The 13,407-nt window shown below is 39.9% G+C and carries 15 protein-coding genes and 1 pseudogene; 9 read left to right on the forward strand and 7 right to left on the reverse strand.

Translation table 11 applies throughout. The features are described from left to right. The first annotated feature begins 220 nt into the window (after positions 1 to 220). Complete coding sequence (locus LC608_RS12545) at positions 221 to 358, forward strand: hypothetical protein (RefSeq protein ID WP_229553875.1); 138 nt, start codon at positions 221 to 223, stop codon at positions 356 to 358. 180 nt (positions 359 to 538) lie between these two features. Further along, positions 539 to 985: a tellurite resistance TerB family protein gene (locus LC608_RS12550; RefSeq protein ID WP_229553876.1), complete on the forward strand. Its 447-nt coding sequence runs from the start codon at positions 539 to 541 to the stop codon at positions 983 to 985. A gap of 572 nt (positions 986 to 1,557) precedes the next feature. On the opposite strand, the gene LC608_RS12555 is transcribed toward LC608_RS12550, so the two are convergent. Both LC608_RS12555 and era read right to left on the reverse strand, forming a co-directional pair. Beyond that, positions 1,558 to 2,235 (reverse strand): response regulator transcription factor, encoded by a 678-nt coding sequence (locus LC608_RS12555; protein ID WP_196527287.1) that lies wholly within the window; start codon positions 2,233 to 2,235, stop codon positions 1,558 to 1,560. An 86-nt stretch (positions 2,236 to 2,321) separates the two neighbouring features. Continuing rightward, entirely contained in the window at positions 2,322 to 3,296 is a 975-nt protein-coding gene (era, locus tag LC608_RS12560) for a GTPase Era (protein WP_229553877.1), read from the reverse strand. A gap of 280 nt (positions 3,297 to 3,576) precedes the next feature. On the opposite strand from era, the gene LC608_RS12565 reads away from it, so the two are divergent. Beyond that, the gene (locus LC608_RS12565) at positions 3,577 to 4,659 is read left to right on the forward strand and encodes an ATP-dependent 6-phosphofructokinase (RefSeq protein ID WP_229553878.1); all 1,083 of its coding nucleotides are present in this window, start codon (positions 3,577 to 3,579) and stop codon (positions 4,657 to 4,659) included. 108 nt (positions 4,660 to 4,767) lie between these two features. Here LC608_RS12565 and LC608_RS12570 read toward each other — a convergent pair whose 3' ends face one another. After that, a complete protein-coding gene (locus LC608_RS12570) occupies positions 4,768 to 5,895 on the reverse strand; it encodes a succinylglutamate desuccinylase/aspartoacylase family protein (protein ID WP_229553879.1) in 1,128 nt (375 codons plus the stop codon). A gap of 553 nt (positions 5,896 to 6,448) precedes the next feature. Between LC608_RS12570 and LC608_RS12575 the strand changes: the two genes are divergently transcribed. Further along, complete coding sequence (locus LC608_RS12575; RefSeq protein ID WP_229553880.1) at positions 6,449 to 6,700, forward strand: hypothetical protein; 252 nt, start codon at positions 6,449 to 6,451, stop codon at positions 6,698 to 6,700. A 73-nt stretch (positions 6,701 to 6,773) separates the two neighbouring features. On the opposite strand, the gene LC608_RS12580 is transcribed toward LC608_RS12575, so the two are convergent. The 4 genes from LC608_RS12580 to LC608_RS12595 all read right to left on the reverse strand — a co-directional run bounded on the left by LC608_RS12580 (position 6,774) and on the right by LC608_RS12595 (position 9,156). Continuing rightward, a complete protein-coding gene (locus tag LC608_RS12580) occupies positions 6,774 to 7,295 on the reverse strand; it encodes a hypothetical protein (RefSeq protein WP_229553881.1) in 522 nt (173 codons plus the stop codon). 106 nt (positions 7,296 to 7,401) lie between these two features. Then, a complete protein-coding gene (locus tag LC608_RS12585) occupies positions 7,402 to 7,845 on the reverse strand; it encodes a hypothetical protein (RefSeq protein WP_229553882.1) in 444 nt (147 codons plus the stop codon). Positions 7,846 to 8,161: 316 nt separating this feature from the next. Next, the gene (locus LC608_RS12590; RefSeq protein ID WP_099103871.1) at positions 8,162 to 8,344 is read right to left on the reverse strand and encodes a CsbD family protein; all 183 of its coding nucleotides are present in this window, start codon (positions 8,342 to 8,344) and stop codon (positions 8,162 to 8,164) included. 359 nt (positions 8,345 to 8,703) lie between these two features. Next, complete coding sequence (locus LC608_RS12595; RefSeq protein ID WP_229553883.1) at positions 8,704 to 9,156, reverse strand: hypothetical protein; 453 nt, start codon at positions 9,154 to 9,156, stop codon at positions 8,704 to 8,706. Positions 9,157 to 9,409: 253 nt separating this feature from the next. Between LC608_RS12595 and uvrB the strand changes: the two genes are divergently transcribed. The 5 genes and pseudogenes from uvrB to LC608_RS12615 form a co-directional block, all read left to right on the forward strand. Further along, a complete protein-coding gene (gene uvrB / locus LC608_RS12600; RefSeq protein WP_229553884.1) occupies positions 9,410 to 11,407 on the forward strand; it encodes an excinuclease ABC subunit UvrB in 1,998 nt (665 codons plus the stop codon). 388 nt (positions 11,408 to 11,795) lie between these two features. Continuing rightward, a complete protein-coding gene (locus LC608_RS36845) occupies positions 11,796 to 11,927 on the forward strand; it encodes a hypothetical protein (RefSeq protein WP_267871066.1) in 132 nt (43 codons plus the stop codon). 70 nt (positions 11,928 to 11,997) lie between these two features. Further along, a complete protein-coding gene (locus LC608_RS12605) occupies positions 11,998 to 12,141 on the forward strand; it encodes a hypothetical protein (protein WP_229553885.1) in 144 nt (47 codons plus the stop codon). Positions 12,142 to 12,151: 10 nt separating this feature from the next. Continuing rightward, positions 12,152 to 12,712: a Uma2 family endonuclease gene (locus LC608_RS12610; RefSeq protein ID WP_229553886.1), complete on the forward strand. Its 561-nt coding sequence runs from the start codon at positions 12,152 to 12,154 to the stop codon at positions 12,710 to 12,712. A 158-nt stretch (positions 12,713 to 12,870) separates the two neighbouring features. Continuing rightward, positions 12,871 to 13,089 (forward strand): annotated as a pseudogene (locus LC608_RS12615) (Uma2 family endonuclease); the annotation flags it as partial. Positions 13,090 to 13,407 lie beyond the last annotated feature (318 nt).

The following is a 13,407-nucleotide window of genomic DNA, read 5'->3' on the forward strand; positions in this document are numbered from 1 at the left end:
AGGGTGACACAACTTTTGCTCTAAACTCAACCTAAGTAATTTCTTTTACCAAGGCTTTCTAAAATTCATCAAATCTTCAGAAATAAAAAGTTTAGATGTTGTCCTGAAACAGCTAAAGTTTTGTTAAGATGCAATTGCTAGCAGTTTCTCGGCGAAATTCACCTATCGGTGTGTGGAGAAATAAAAGGTACTAGCAGCACAAATTTCAAAAGGTGAAGCAATGACCACCTATATTTTTTTCGATGAAGCCCTACGGATGCTGACCAACTCCTATTTAATATCAGTAGTACTGTTACTAGCAGCATCTGGTATAGGTTTGGCGGTAATTGAAACAATAGAAAAGGCAGGAGAACGCTAAGTAGTTTACAAATGGCAGTGTAGTTATTGCCAAAAACCATTGGGTGCAAGTGTTCGCCATAAACAAATCCTGGGAATACTAAAGCATGAAAGTCTCATAGCGTTGCACTCTTGCCTGTAAATCTACCAAACAGACAGGTAACTGTAGCGCTATTGAGGCTCTAACCAAGGAGTTACTACAATGGGTCTATTTGACGCTGTGTTGGGCACAGAAAGCCAAACTCAAACAGCACTCAATCCACCAGAGGCTTTTGCTGTCATTGTTTTGGCAGCAACAGCGTCAGACGGTTATCTTTCTTTTGAGCAAGCAAATTCTATCACTTTTGTGCTGTCTCGGATGAAACTTTTTAAAAGTTATCCCCATGAGATGATGAACAAGTTGTTTGAAAAAATCTTGGGCATTCTCGAAGGGGATGGCTTTAATAGTTTATTTAATGCAGCCAAAGATTCTCTATCTCAAGACTTGCGGGAAGCAGCATTTGCAGTAGCCACCGATCTAGTTCTAGCTGAAGGTATCGTAGCTGAAGAAGAAAAAAACTTTTTAAATGATTTATATCAAGCTTTAGGTATTTCTAGCGAGATAGCAATACAAATTATCCAAGTAATCTTAATTAAAAACCGCGTATGAGGCGATAAAATATATGGTTATAAAGAAAGCGTGCCAAAGGAGCTTAACTCCTTTGGCACTATTTTTTGATCGCATCTAACTTCTTCCATGAGCCATCTTGTTTTGCAGCTTCAATTTTTTCTAGACCAACTGTAGTCATCAAACCTTGTTCTATAAGTTCTTCAATATATTGTTTATTTAATTTTGACCTTCTGAATGGGCGAAAAAACTTAGAGGTAGACTTAGAATATAGCCAAGAACCGTAAATAATAAAGCTGTAGGAATAGTGAGCTTCAAATTTTGAAATATTAATGAGCACATGGAAAAAAATTAGCTAAATTTAAAGATTTTATACCAATTCTGCATGAAGATGCACGTAATAAGACCCCCCTGTAGTCCCCCCTTGGTAAGGGGGGACTACAGGGGGGTAAATATATGCAGCTTCACAAAGAAACGGTATTACAACTAGTTTGATAGTTAGAAATACTACCTTAAGGTTGACATTTAGTATTTTGAAACTTGCAGACACAGTAGGGAGCGCTACCCACACTTATCCAGATATTCAGTAGTAAAAATTTGAATGTATTCTGATATCAAACCAAACCTGAACGTAATGCGACGACTGCTGCTTGCACGCGATCGTCCACTGCTAATTTATTCATAATCCCTCGGACGTGAGTTTTGATGGTATTGGGACTGAGATAGAGTTTTTCGGCAATTTCTGGGTTACTCAAGCCGTCTACCATAAGTTTCAAGACTTCTAACTCGCGCCCAGATAAGTTGGCGTTGTTGCTGGTGGGTGAGGGTGGTTTGAGATTATCAATTACTCGCCGCGCAATTTGGGGATCAAGATAGGCTGCACCATCAACTGCGGCTGCGATCGCACTTAACAATCGTTCCACACTTGCACCTTTGATGCAATATGCATCTGCACCGCTAGAGAGTGCCGCAATAATTTCTGTCTCCGTTTGATGAGATGTCAGCATCACCACATGAGTTGCTGGTAGCGCCGCTTTAATTTGCTGTGTTGCTGCAATGCCATCCAATCGCGGCAACCCAATATCCATAACCACCAAATCAGGTTTTAGTTGCAGTGCTGCTTGAACTCCCAAATAACCATCTTCTGCTTGTCCAACAATCTCTAACTGAGGATGAGCCATTAACGATTGCTCTAATCCCAGTTGCATCATTGGATCATCTTCGACAATTAACACGCGCAACGGCGGAGCATTGGCCGGCAGATTTAAGGGATAGCGAGTATCTAAAGACATTTTTATTATTTAAGAGTCATTTGTTCTTTGTCATTAGTCATTTGTCCTTTGTCCTTTGCCTTTTTGACCAATGACCAATGACTAATTTATTCTTCCACGCGATAGCCTAACTCTGCTAAACTGATCCGCGACTGTCGCCATTTTGGCTGAACTTTCACAAACAATTCTAGGTAAACTTTACCAGAGATTAACTTTTGGATTTGTTCGCGGGCTTCACTACCAATTGCTTTGAGCATTGCTCCACTTTTGCCAATGAGTATGCCTTTTTGGGAATCGCGCTCAACGTTGATGGTAGCAAGTATCCGGGTAATGCTAGGAGTTTCTTCTACTAGGTCAATAGCGATCGCTACTGAATGGGGTACTTCTTCACGAGTCAATAATAAAATTTGTTCTCGGATTAATTCACCCATAATAAAGCGTTCTGGCTGGTCAGTTACCAAATCTGGCGGGTAGTATAACGGCCCAATTTCTAAATGTTCAATTAATAATTCTTGAAGTTGCGGTAATCCTGCACTCGTCTTGGCAGAAAATTTCACGATTTCCCATTCATGGGACTGGGCCATCTGAGCGTAACTATCATCTAGAAACTGAGAATCAGACGGTTGTTGGTCGATTTTGTTAACGCCCAGAATCACTGGTGTTTTGGTACGACACAGCAATTCGGCAATATAGCGATCGCCTGATCCACAAGCTACTCCTCCATCTACCACAAACAGTATTACATCTACCGATTCAATGGCAATTTTGGCATTTTGCACCAAAACTTCCCCTAATTGATGATGGGGCTTATGAATTCCTGGCGTATCTACAAAAATTAATTGCGCTTCTGGTGTAGTTAAAATGCCGCGCAAACGGTTACGTGTTGTTTGCGCTACTGGTGATGTAATGGCAATTTTTTGTCCTACTAATTGATTCATTAAAGTAGATTTACCGACATTAGGACGACCAACAATGCCGATAAAACCTGATTTGAATTCAGGAGGAGCCTGTGGGATTGCTACTTCTCCTGAAAAAGAGAAGTTGTAATTATCAATACTAGTCACCTTTGGCTCCACCCTCATATTTTATAGCTGGGATAACTTGGTTTTTTCTTAGACACAAAACAAGCATAAAAACACCCTAGCATTTTCGGGGATTGCTTTTGCTTAGGTTTAATCTACTACTGGCTCTACACCTATATTTTACAGCTAAGATAACTTTGTTTTGTTTTTAGATACAAAACAAACATAAAATTACTTTGGCATTTACAGGGAGGACTTTTGGTTTCGGTTTAATCTGCTGCTAATGGCTTAAGTTTCATCAACTATTAAATATATTTGGATCAAAATGTCAATAAAAAGTATGGGAGAACCCAAACGCATAGGAATTCTTACCAGTGGAGGTGATTGTTCTGGCTTAAATGCTGTGATTAGGGCTGTAGTGAATTGTGCTGTGGATACTTACGGCTGGGAGGTTTTGGGAATTCGTCAAGCGACTCTAGGATTAATGGCGCGTCCCCCACAATTTACCAAGCTGGAAGTTGATCAAGTTGACTCGCTGTTAACGGCGGGTGGCACAATGTTGGGGACAACCAATAAAGGCGACCCTTTTGCTTTTCCAATGGCGGATGGAAGTTTATGCGATCGCTCCGAAGAAATCATTGCAGGTTATCATGAGCTAAGTTTAGACGCTTTGATTGGTATTGGCGGCGATGGTAGTTTGGCAATTCTCCGCCGCCTCGCCCAACAAGGCGGGATTAATCTAGTAGGTATTCCCAAAACGATTGATAACGATATTGGCGTTACTGAACATGCTATTGGTTTTGATACAGCAGTCAATATTGCCACAGAAGCACTAGATAGGTTGCATTTTACTGCTGCAAGTCATAGCCGAGTCATGATTTTGGAAGTAATGGGGCGTGATGCCGGACACATAGCTATAGCTGCGGGAATTGCGGGGGGAGCAAATGTAATTTTAATCCCTGAAATTCCTTACACAGTTGAGCATATTTGCCACAAAATTAAAGAACGCCAAGAGAAAGGCAAAAACTATTGTTTGATAATTGTTTCTGAAGCAGTTCGTACCCACGATGGGGAAAATGTGACGATTACAAATCGCTTAGGCCAGTCTCGATACGGTGGAATTGGCGAATATTTAGCAGATAAAATTATTGAACACATTGGCGTAGAAACACGAGTCACAGTATTAGGACACATTCAACGGGGTGGAACTGCTTCACCATTAGATAGATTAGTTGCAACTGCTTTTGGTGTTGCGGCAGTTAATCTAATTGCAGAGGATAAATACGATCGCATGGTGACTTGGCAAAATCGCCAAGTATTAAGTGTACCAATTACAGAAGCGATCACTCAATATAGTGCCGTCGATCCTAATGGTACTTTAGTTAAAACCGCTCGTGGTATGGGTATTTATTTAGGAGACTGAAGTTAGTTAGGAGTTAGAAGTTAGGAGTTAGGAGTGGGGAGTTAATAGTTAAAAAACTCTTCACTTCAAATGACAAATGACAAATGACAAATGACCAATGACCAATGACTAACTCACGATTCCCAATACAAACTCGCCTTCATTCACAGCTTGATTGGTTGCGACATCATAAACTAATCCATCATGTTGAGCGCAGACATCAATTACAGTAGGTAACTTACCTTCTTTATTGAAACTGAGAATTTGATAGAGTTTGTCACCAGTTTTGACTTTAGTACCTAATTCGATTCTGGATTGAATCATACCACCTGCGATCGCATAATATTTTTTCCGGTTGCTGCTAGATGCAAAAGTCATTTCGTAGGTTTTTGTGTCTTCCAATAAATTAGGAATTTGCAGTACACCTTTCTCCACTAAATAATTTTTTACACCCCGTACACCTTTAGCGACTGAATCAGGGTTCATTTGCATTCCTGCTCCTAATTCTAGTGTCCAAGCTTCCATATCAAACTTGATTTCTCTACCCAACTCTTTAAAACAAGCTTCCAGTGCTAACCAAGGTTTGATAAAAGCTTCATCAAAAGCATCACCATCATATTTATCAAGCAAGATTCCGAAATCAAGCAGGAAGTATTTTGCACTATCTTCTCGATTTCGGAAGTAATAAATATAGTCTAAAGCTTGATTGGTAGAAGTATGTAAGTCAATTAAGTAGTCTGCATCTAAACTGAGATTTTGTAGTTTGTAGGCAAAAACTTCAGTGTAAGGAACACCATTAGAACAATTAAGCTTTTCTAAAACTTTTGCAAATTGTTGCTTAATTATAGTTAGATAATTTTGTCGGACGACCTTTAGATCAATATGAAGTTGAGATTTAGTAAAAGCTACTAAATCATCAGCTTCTTTCTCGTAGTCCCAAAATATGCGATTCCAGTCTTTGGCTTCATAAACAGAATATCGTCCAGGGGAAAAATGATGAGCGCGTTCATTCGTCCCCATTGGATTACAAACGGGAACTAACCAAATTTCTCCAGTTAAATCTGTATCATTTATTGTTAATAAAAACTCAATTAGCTGGTGAATAACGGCATTACCAGCAATTTCTGCCCCGTGCAGATTAGATTGAATGTAAACCTTTTTACCAGGTTGAGCGCCAATGAATTTGTATAGTTGTAAGTAGAGGCGATCGCCCGAAGCCATTTGACGTAATAAAATTGTTTCAATAACTGGCAGCATGAAATAACTCGGTGATGATTTGAGTAAATTATCGCTGTATCTGTACTGAATTAAAATAGGACTTACGCAAATTATCTCTCAAACTCTGATTTCTTCATGCCCTCTTTGCCTCTGTGGTAGCCTGCGGCAAGCCGCTCCACATCTACCTTATTCGGTAACTCGTGCGTAAATCCTATAAAACTCAATCGCACAGAGCGCACTACCCTAAAGAGCGATCGCATAAGCTTTTGTCAAAAAGTTGTAATGTTAAGGCTTAATGTAATAGCGTTAAGCCTTAATCTTATGATGCTGGTGATTAATGTTGTAACGTTAAGCCTTAAGGTTATAGCATTAAGCCTTAAAGTTATAGCATTAAGCCTTAAGGTTATAGCGTTAAGACTTAATGTTGTAATGTTGGTGACGACAAGACATTCACTTATAACTGCGATCGTTGATTCAAGAACTAATAAATTCTCTCTAGGTAATTTTCTAGGAGATATCGATTCTGCTAAAAAGAATGTAGGTTGGGTTGAGAAACGAAACCCAACACCTCAAACTCTTGTAATTGTCGGGTTTGACTCCGTTCAAACGCCACTTCACTCAAGTCGGTAAACCCGCCCATATAAGTGGCTCCCCAACCTACGCATCTGTTTTATTTTTTTCTGGAATTGGTATTAATCACAACAAGGTAGTTATTCAGAAGTGTGATATCTACGGCGGGCTACGCCTACGCAATATTTACGAACAAGTGTTGGTGCTAGTTGAGCAAGGACAGGTAGAAGGTTATATTTCCGCTTCAACTTTTAGTGATCTAGTCCATTTTTAATAAGCAAAAAATAAAGGTGGGTAATATAACCCACCTAATCTCTTACTCATCCTCCAAACTTAAAATTCAGAAGTTACTTGCGGCCACCTAACCACTTAGCCGCCGCAATTCCGAGAATACCTGCTACTACAGGATTACTGAGGAACTTCATAATGCCTGGTTGCTCCGCCAGCACTTCGCGGAAAATGTCGGGGTGGTTATGATATACAAAGGAGGCTAATTTGCTAACATCATCAGCACTCATGCGGCTGGGGTGGTGTGTAGAAAGCCCCAACTGTTGCTCTAGATGCTTCTCGTCTAGTTTTCTTTCTTTCAAGTGTTTGAAAAAGGCTCTTGCTACATCATCCCGTTCATTGGGTTTAATTTGGGCGATCGCCTGTTGTAATTCTGGCTCCATTTGGCTGGTTGGAATGCGATCGGGATGTAAAGATTTACCAAATAAGTGGCGACGTTGATCTGGTGTTGTCCGTTGAGCAAAATCATCAAAATTTTGATATTCCGTAGTTGATTCGGCTGTAGTATCATCCAGAGATTCAACATCACCTTTAGCCAAATCTTTCATTATTTGACGTTTGTAATCTTCGCTGGTTGCCACTGTATTTATCTCCTTTTTTTATGAAACTATTTGGATGGCTAGTATTTCCAAGCCCTAATTCCAAATTGATTAAACTCTATTCAAGTTTCTATTGCAAATACAGCAATTAGGTATACTTAACTTGATTAGTTTGAGTGTCATATTCAGTAGTCAAAATCAATTGCTTATCAGGTGCGTAAATCAAAACCTTCAAGTCTTGTTTTGGGAAGTTTTTATGAAAACCTTGAACTAAAGATTTTGCTAATGGTCGCACTTCGTTAGGACGAACTTTAGGAGAAATCACAACACCCAGTTTGTTGTTATCACGAACAAAAGCGTCCTGAACTAATCCTTGAGATGCTTGTACAACCCAGTTACCAAAGCTTTGTCCTCCTGGGGTATTGCCTCGCTCTAACTCTGCATAAGTTACATCTCGACCAATTGCTGAGGGAGTAGTTGAGCGGTCAACTCGTGACATTGTACTTGTACCACCACAAGCGGTAGTTATCATCAGTACTCCGATTAAAAGGAAAGTCGCCAATATTTTGCGACCTTGCTGAAGCAGAACCATTTTTTTACCTCCTAAGAAAACACTTTAAACAACAGATATAATAGATTTTATATTCAAAATAATTGCATTTATAAACTTGGAATTCATAGAGGTTATTCCTCTAATTTGTAATACCTTTCTTTTTTTAATGTAGAGACATAATTTATTACGTCTCTACAAGAAAATCTGCAAATCAAGCTATTTGTTTAACTTTCCACACTTGCTAAGAGGAGAAGAAAGAAGTATAAACTTGAATCTTCAATCCTTCATGCTTTTTTGCAAAAATGGAATCCATCCCACTTATATTTCCATTTCTGCAAAAAATTTGGATTATTTATTAGTCAATATTTTTCTTGACATTATCTTTCACGTCTTCAATACCGTGACGTACTTCGCTTTCAGCTTGCTTTGCTTTACCTTTGGCTTTATCTTCTGGATCTCCAGTTACATTTCCTAAAGCTTCTTGGGCTTTACCTTCAACATTTTTAGCAGCTGCTTTTGCGCGATCTTCTATGCTCATTTTGTACTCCTGATTTAATCAAAAACTTATTTCAAAGTTTGTTTACAGCTTTGAAATGTTTTGTTATTACATTTACAGACTAGCTTAAAGTTTTTACTAAAGCCTTCCACCACAAGGCATATTAAACAATTAAACAATTAAACAATTAAAAACTAAAAACTAAAAATTAAGAAAAGTAGTTATAGTAAGCATCCTGGCTATCGTTTGAATCTCAACTAAAGTAAGAACGACTGAATTACCTATGCTAAAAGACATAGAACAAGTGCAAATATGGTAATCTCTACTTTTGACTGTTTAAATAAAAAACCCAGCTTCCTATAGAAACTGGGTTAATAAAGTTATGGGGATATTTTATTTGTCTAATCTAGAAAACCCATCAGGCTTTCAGAATTGTCAACCTCATTTGATGCTATTGGACGATTACCGAATGTTGAATAGCTTTCATCAATTACCAATAAACTTGAGCCAATTGGACGAATCCCAGACAGATTGATACTTTCAACAACTTGGAATGTATTAGCACCAATTGGACGAATACCCATTGAGTTATAGGTTTCAACTACTTCCAAGCTACTGGTGCTAACAGGACGCACCCCAGCAATTGAGAGGTGTTCAGCAACTTCTAAGTCGCTAGCGCCTATAGGACGAATTCCAGAAATGGCAAGTGTTCCAGAAGCTCCCACTGGCAGTTCATTAACTTCATCGACTTTATCAGCATTCAAGCTCTGGTCTTGTTGATTTTCAACTTCCTCTGTAGACTTGGCAGACTTTTGCCGAGAACTGGTTGCTTTGCCAGCGTTGCTAATAGTCATAAATGAAAACCTCTGGTTTGTTAATTGAATTTTACAATAATTAAGGAAAGATGAAATTTTTTCCCATATACTTTAGAGTTTAACCTTAAACAACCCCATATAGATATAAGAATCTTTAAAACTGATACATAAGTAAATTTAAATAAATAATTTTTGTAAAGAATCATTACTATTTATTTGCTCTAATAACCCAGCTACAATGGATACAGGGCGGAATCGTCACCATGAGATAGGGTATTTTCAGCAAAACTGTATGACAGAATTTTGTCTTCAAGCTCCCTTTAGTCCCACAGGCGATCAACCACAAGCGATCGCACAACTTACTGCTAGTATCCAAGCGGGTAATCGTTACCAAACTTTACTAGGAGCCACTGGAACTGGCAAGACATTTTCGGTAGCAGCAGTTATTGAGAAAATTGGCAAGCCTACTTTAGTTCTGGCGCATAACAAAACCCTTGCTGCCCAGCTTTGTAACGAGTTGCGAGATTTCTTTCCCAACAACGCAGTTGAGTATTTTGTCAGCTACTACGATTATTATCAGCCAGAAGCGTATATTCCCGTTACTGATACTTATATTGAAAAAACGGCAGCGATTAATGATGAAATAGATATGTTACGGCATTCAGCGACGCGATCGCTTTTTGAACGCCGTGATGTTATTGTCGTTGCTTCCATCAGCTGCATCTACGGTTTAGGAATGCCGGCAGAATATCTGAAAGCTGCCATTCCCCTTCAGATAGGTATGGAAGTAAATCAACGCCAAATTTTACGGGATTTGGCAAATGTTCAATATAGCCGCAACGACATAGAAATGGGTCGGGGAAAATTTCGCGTCCGTGGTGATGTCTTAGAAATTGGCCCAGCTTATGAAGACCGGATTATTCGAGTCGAATTCTTTGGTGATGAAATTGACGCGATTCGCTACATTGACCCGGTGACAGGTGAAATTCTCAAAAGTTTGGAAGCGGTGAATGTCTACCCAGCACGCCACTTTGTCACCCCAGAAGAACGGTTAGAAGTAGCTTGTAATGACATTGCAGCCGAGTTAAAACAGCAAAAACTAGACTTAGAACAAGCTGGGAAACTATTAGAAGCGCAACGCATAGATCAACGTACACGCTATGACCTAGAAATGCTACGCGAGGTAGGTTACTGCAACGGCGTTGAGAATTATTCTCGTCACTTAGCAGGAAGACAAGCTGGAGAATCACCAGAATGTTTAATTGATTATTTTCCCAAAGATTGGCTACTAATTATCGATGAATCTCACGTTACAGTGCCACAAATTCGTGGGATGTATAACGGCGATCAAGCTAGAAAAAAAGTTTTAATTGAACATGGATTTCGGCTTCCTAGTGCTGCTGATAACCGTCCTTTGAAAGCCGAGGAATTCTGGCAAAAGGTTAATCAGTGTATTTTTGTTTCAGCTACTCCCGGAAATTGGGAATTAGAAATTTCTGAAGATCATGTAGTTGAGCAAGTGATTCGACCAACTGGAGTGGTTGATCCAGAAATTTCTGTACGTCCCACAGAAGGACAAATTGATGATTTATTGGGAGAAATTAAAGATAGAGCCGATCGCCATGAACGAGTGTTGATTACCACATTAACCAAGCGGATGGCGGAAGATTTAACCGAATATTTGCAAGACCACGGTATAAGGGTAAGGTATTTACATTCCGAAATTACTTCTATTGAGCGCATTGAAATTTTGCAGAACTTGCGCGAGGGGAAATTTGATGTATTGGTTGGTGTGAATTTGCTGCGGGAAGGGTTGGATTTACCCGAAGTTTCTTTAGTAGCAATTATGGATGCAGATAAAGAAGGTTTCTTACGAACCGAGCGTTCCTTAATTCAAACTATTGGTAGAGCCGCGCGTCACATCCAGGGACAGGCTATTTTGTATGCCGATAATATGACAGGTAGCATGATTAAAGCTATTGATGAAACAGATAGACGGCGTGGTATTCAAACAGCACATAATCGACTGCATGGGATTACACCACAGCCAATTGTCAAAAAATCAAGTAACGCGATTTTGGCATTTTTGGATGTATCTCGACGATTAAATGCAACTGACTTGAAAGTTGTAGATGAACATATAGATGAACTGCCATTAGAACAGATTCCAGGGTTGATTACTGTGTTGGAAGCGCAGATGAAAGAAGCTGCAAAGAAACTAGAATTTGAAGAGGCGGGTAAATTGCGCGATCGCATTAAACATCTGCGGGATAAAATGCTAGGAAATTAACCTAAATCTTACGCTCACAAATTAGCAATTACCCGCACAGAAAGGTTATTAGGTCAACGTTTGGGTGACAAAGCGCTCAAATTGCCGCCAAGAAGCGATAATGGATAAGATGCCATTTACGTTTTAAGAGTGTGGTAGCTATGACTGAGTTACTTGAGCGTGCGATCATGCAACTGAAAACTCTACCTGTTGCCGAACAGGATGCGTAGGCGTAGCCCGTCGTAGACATCGCAGCTCGTCTCCTTGCCGAGATAGAGGATGAGCAGACATGGAAAGCTCAGTTTGAGTCTACAACAGATGCTCAGTGGGATCGTCTAGCTGATATGGTAAGGCAGGAAATTACTGCTGGCGATATCACTCCTCTAGCTGACGTTTTTCCCTCTGAGCAATGAAGTCAAGTGTTACGAAGGGATTTCGCAAAAAACTTGATGAACTTCCTGCATCAGTTCAAGAACAAACTGCCAAAGCCTATGCTCTTTGGCGTTCAGATCCTTACCACAATAGTCTTCAGTTCAAATGAGTTAGCCAGCGCCAACCAATCTATTCGGCTCGTGTTAGTTTAGACTACCGCGTTCTTGGCTTGTTGCAGGATGATCACATTTACTGGTTCTGGATTGGCTCACATACAGAGTATGACGAGTTACTTCAAAGGTTGTAGCGCCAGCAGCCTAACCATTAGCTTTTCCATGCGCGATCGCATTAAACATCTGCGGGATAAAATGCTAGGACGTTAACGTAAATCTTATGCTCACCAATATTCGCCTAATTAGTGTTCAAGAATATCACAAAATGGCGGAAATGGGAATTTTTCATCCTGAAGAACGCTTAGAATTAATCGCGGGACAAATCATCACAATGTCAGCAAAAGGAACTGCTCACGAATCAGCAATTACCCGCACAGAAAGGTTATTACGTCAACGTTTGGGTGACAAAGTTTTATTAAGAATCCAGTCACCAGTGCAACTTGACGATTACTCGGAACCAGAACCAGATATTTCAGTGGTGAAGCTGAATCCATTAGATTATGAGGATCATCATCCCAATGCCTCCGAAGTGTTTTTAGTGATTGAAATAGCTGATTCCAGTCTCAAATATGATCGAGAAGTAAAAGCGATGGCTTATGCGAAGTCAGGTATTATTGAGTACTGGATTTTAGATGTTAATGGACGCAAGTTGTATATGTATCGTCTCCCTAGTCCAGATGGATATCACAGTGAGAGCATACTTGCAGAGGATGTGAAAATCTCACCTTTAGCTTTTCCTGATTGTGCGATCGCTATTCAGGAATTATTGCGAAAAATCTAGGAGGCGATCGCCTAAGCCAACTACACATCTGAAAAACACATATAGGAATCGTATTTGATTTTTGAAATGATCTACGTGGGCGGCCACCAAGAAGCGATAATGGATAAGATGCATGATTTCGCTATTCTAGAAAAGTGAATCATTAAGAGATCGCGCCGATGGTTGCTTTACCCGATCGCATTTTGATGAGTGCAGAGGAGTACCTGGTTTGGCAACCCACCCAAGAAGAACGCTACGAGTATTGGGATGGTGAAGTTATGATGATGAGTGGTGCTACATGCAACCATAATCAGATTTCTCTCAATTTCTCGAAGCTCCTAGATGATGCCCTAGCCGATGTCTACGACGGGCTACGCCTACGCACTTGTGAAGTATACCAAGAATCAAAGCCTCTCTCCCTGTGGGGGCTGTGGGGGCTACCGTGTACACACAAGTCTTGTCGCAGCTATATCTTTATTAATAAATCTCGCACTGCGTTTCTATCCCGCCTCGGAATGAATTCCGAGTCTCATAGCTGAAGTCCACCCTTTGTGGACTAAATTAGACCTGTCGGGAAATAGCGAGAAAAATCGCTGAAAACCTTGCGACACAGGAACTATAACTATTTATAGTAAAGTTGATTGGAAGGCTTGATCTATAAAGCTTTCAAAAATTTCTTGCTTTATTTCCCGACAACTCTATTGATTATTCAGTCC

The sequence above is a fragment of the Nostoc sp. XA010 genome (genome assembly GCF_020829625.1).
Lineage (GTDB): Bacteria > Cyanobacteriota > Cyanobacteriia > Cyanobacteriales > Nostocaceae > Nostoc.

What these genes read in the sequence shown, in the direction of transcription:
- LC608_RS12595 (WP_229553883.1), bottom strand. Translation starts at nt 9,156, where the DNA reads ATGACTATTAGCAACGCTGGCAAAGCAACCAGTTCTCGGCAAAAGTCT.
- era (WP_229553877.1), bottom strand. Translation starts at nt 3,296, where the DNA reads ATGAGGGTGGAGCCAAAGGTGACTAGTATTGATAATTACAACTTCTCT.
- LC608_RS12585 (WP_229553882.1), bottom strand. Translation starts at nt 7,845, where the DNA reads ATGGTTCTGCTTCAGCAAGGTCGCAAAATATTGGCGACTTTCCTTTTA.
- LC608_RS12605 (WP_229553885.1), top strand. Translation starts at nt 11,998, where the DNA reads ATGATCACATTTACTGGTTCTGGATTGGCTCACATACAGAGTATGACG.
- uvrB (WP_229553884.1), top strand. Translation starts at nt 9,410, where the DNA reads ATGACAGAATTTTGTCTTCAAGCTCCCTTTAGTCCCACAGGCGATCAA.
- LC608_RS12590 (WP_099103871.1), bottom strand. Translation starts at nt 8,344, where the DNA reads ATGAGCATAGAAGATCGCGCAAAAGCAGCTGCTAAAAATGTTGAAGGT.
- LC608_RS12550 (WP_229553876.1), top strand. Translation starts at nt 539, where the DNA reads ATGGGTCTATTTGACGCTGTGTTGGGCACAGAAAGCCAAACTCAAACA.
- LC608_RS36845 (WP_267871066.1), top strand. Translation starts at nt 11,796, where the DNA reads ATGAAGTCAAGTGTTACGAAGGGATTTCGCAAAAAACTTGATGAACTT.
- LC608_RS12545 (WP_229553875.1), top strand. Translation starts at nt 221, where the DNA reads ATGACCACCTATATTTTTTTCGATGAAGCCCTACGGATGCTGACCAAC.
- LC608_RS12610 (WP_229553886.1), top strand. Translation starts at nt 12,152, where the DNA reads ATGCTCACCAATATTCGCCTAATTAGTGTTCAAGAATATCACAAAATG.
- LC608_RS12570 (WP_229553879.1), bottom strand. Translation starts at nt 5,895, where the DNA reads ATGCTGCCAGTTATTGAAACAATTTTATTACGTCAAATGGCTTCGGGC.
- LC608_RS12555 (WP_196527287.1), bottom strand. Translation starts at nt 2,235, where the DNA reads ATGTCTTTAGATACTCGCTATCCCTTAAATCTGCCGGCCAATGCTCCG.
- LC608_RS12565 (WP_229553878.1), top strand. Translation starts at nt 3,577, where the DNA reads ATGGGAGAACCCAAACGCATAGGAATTCTTACCAGTGGAGGTGATTGT.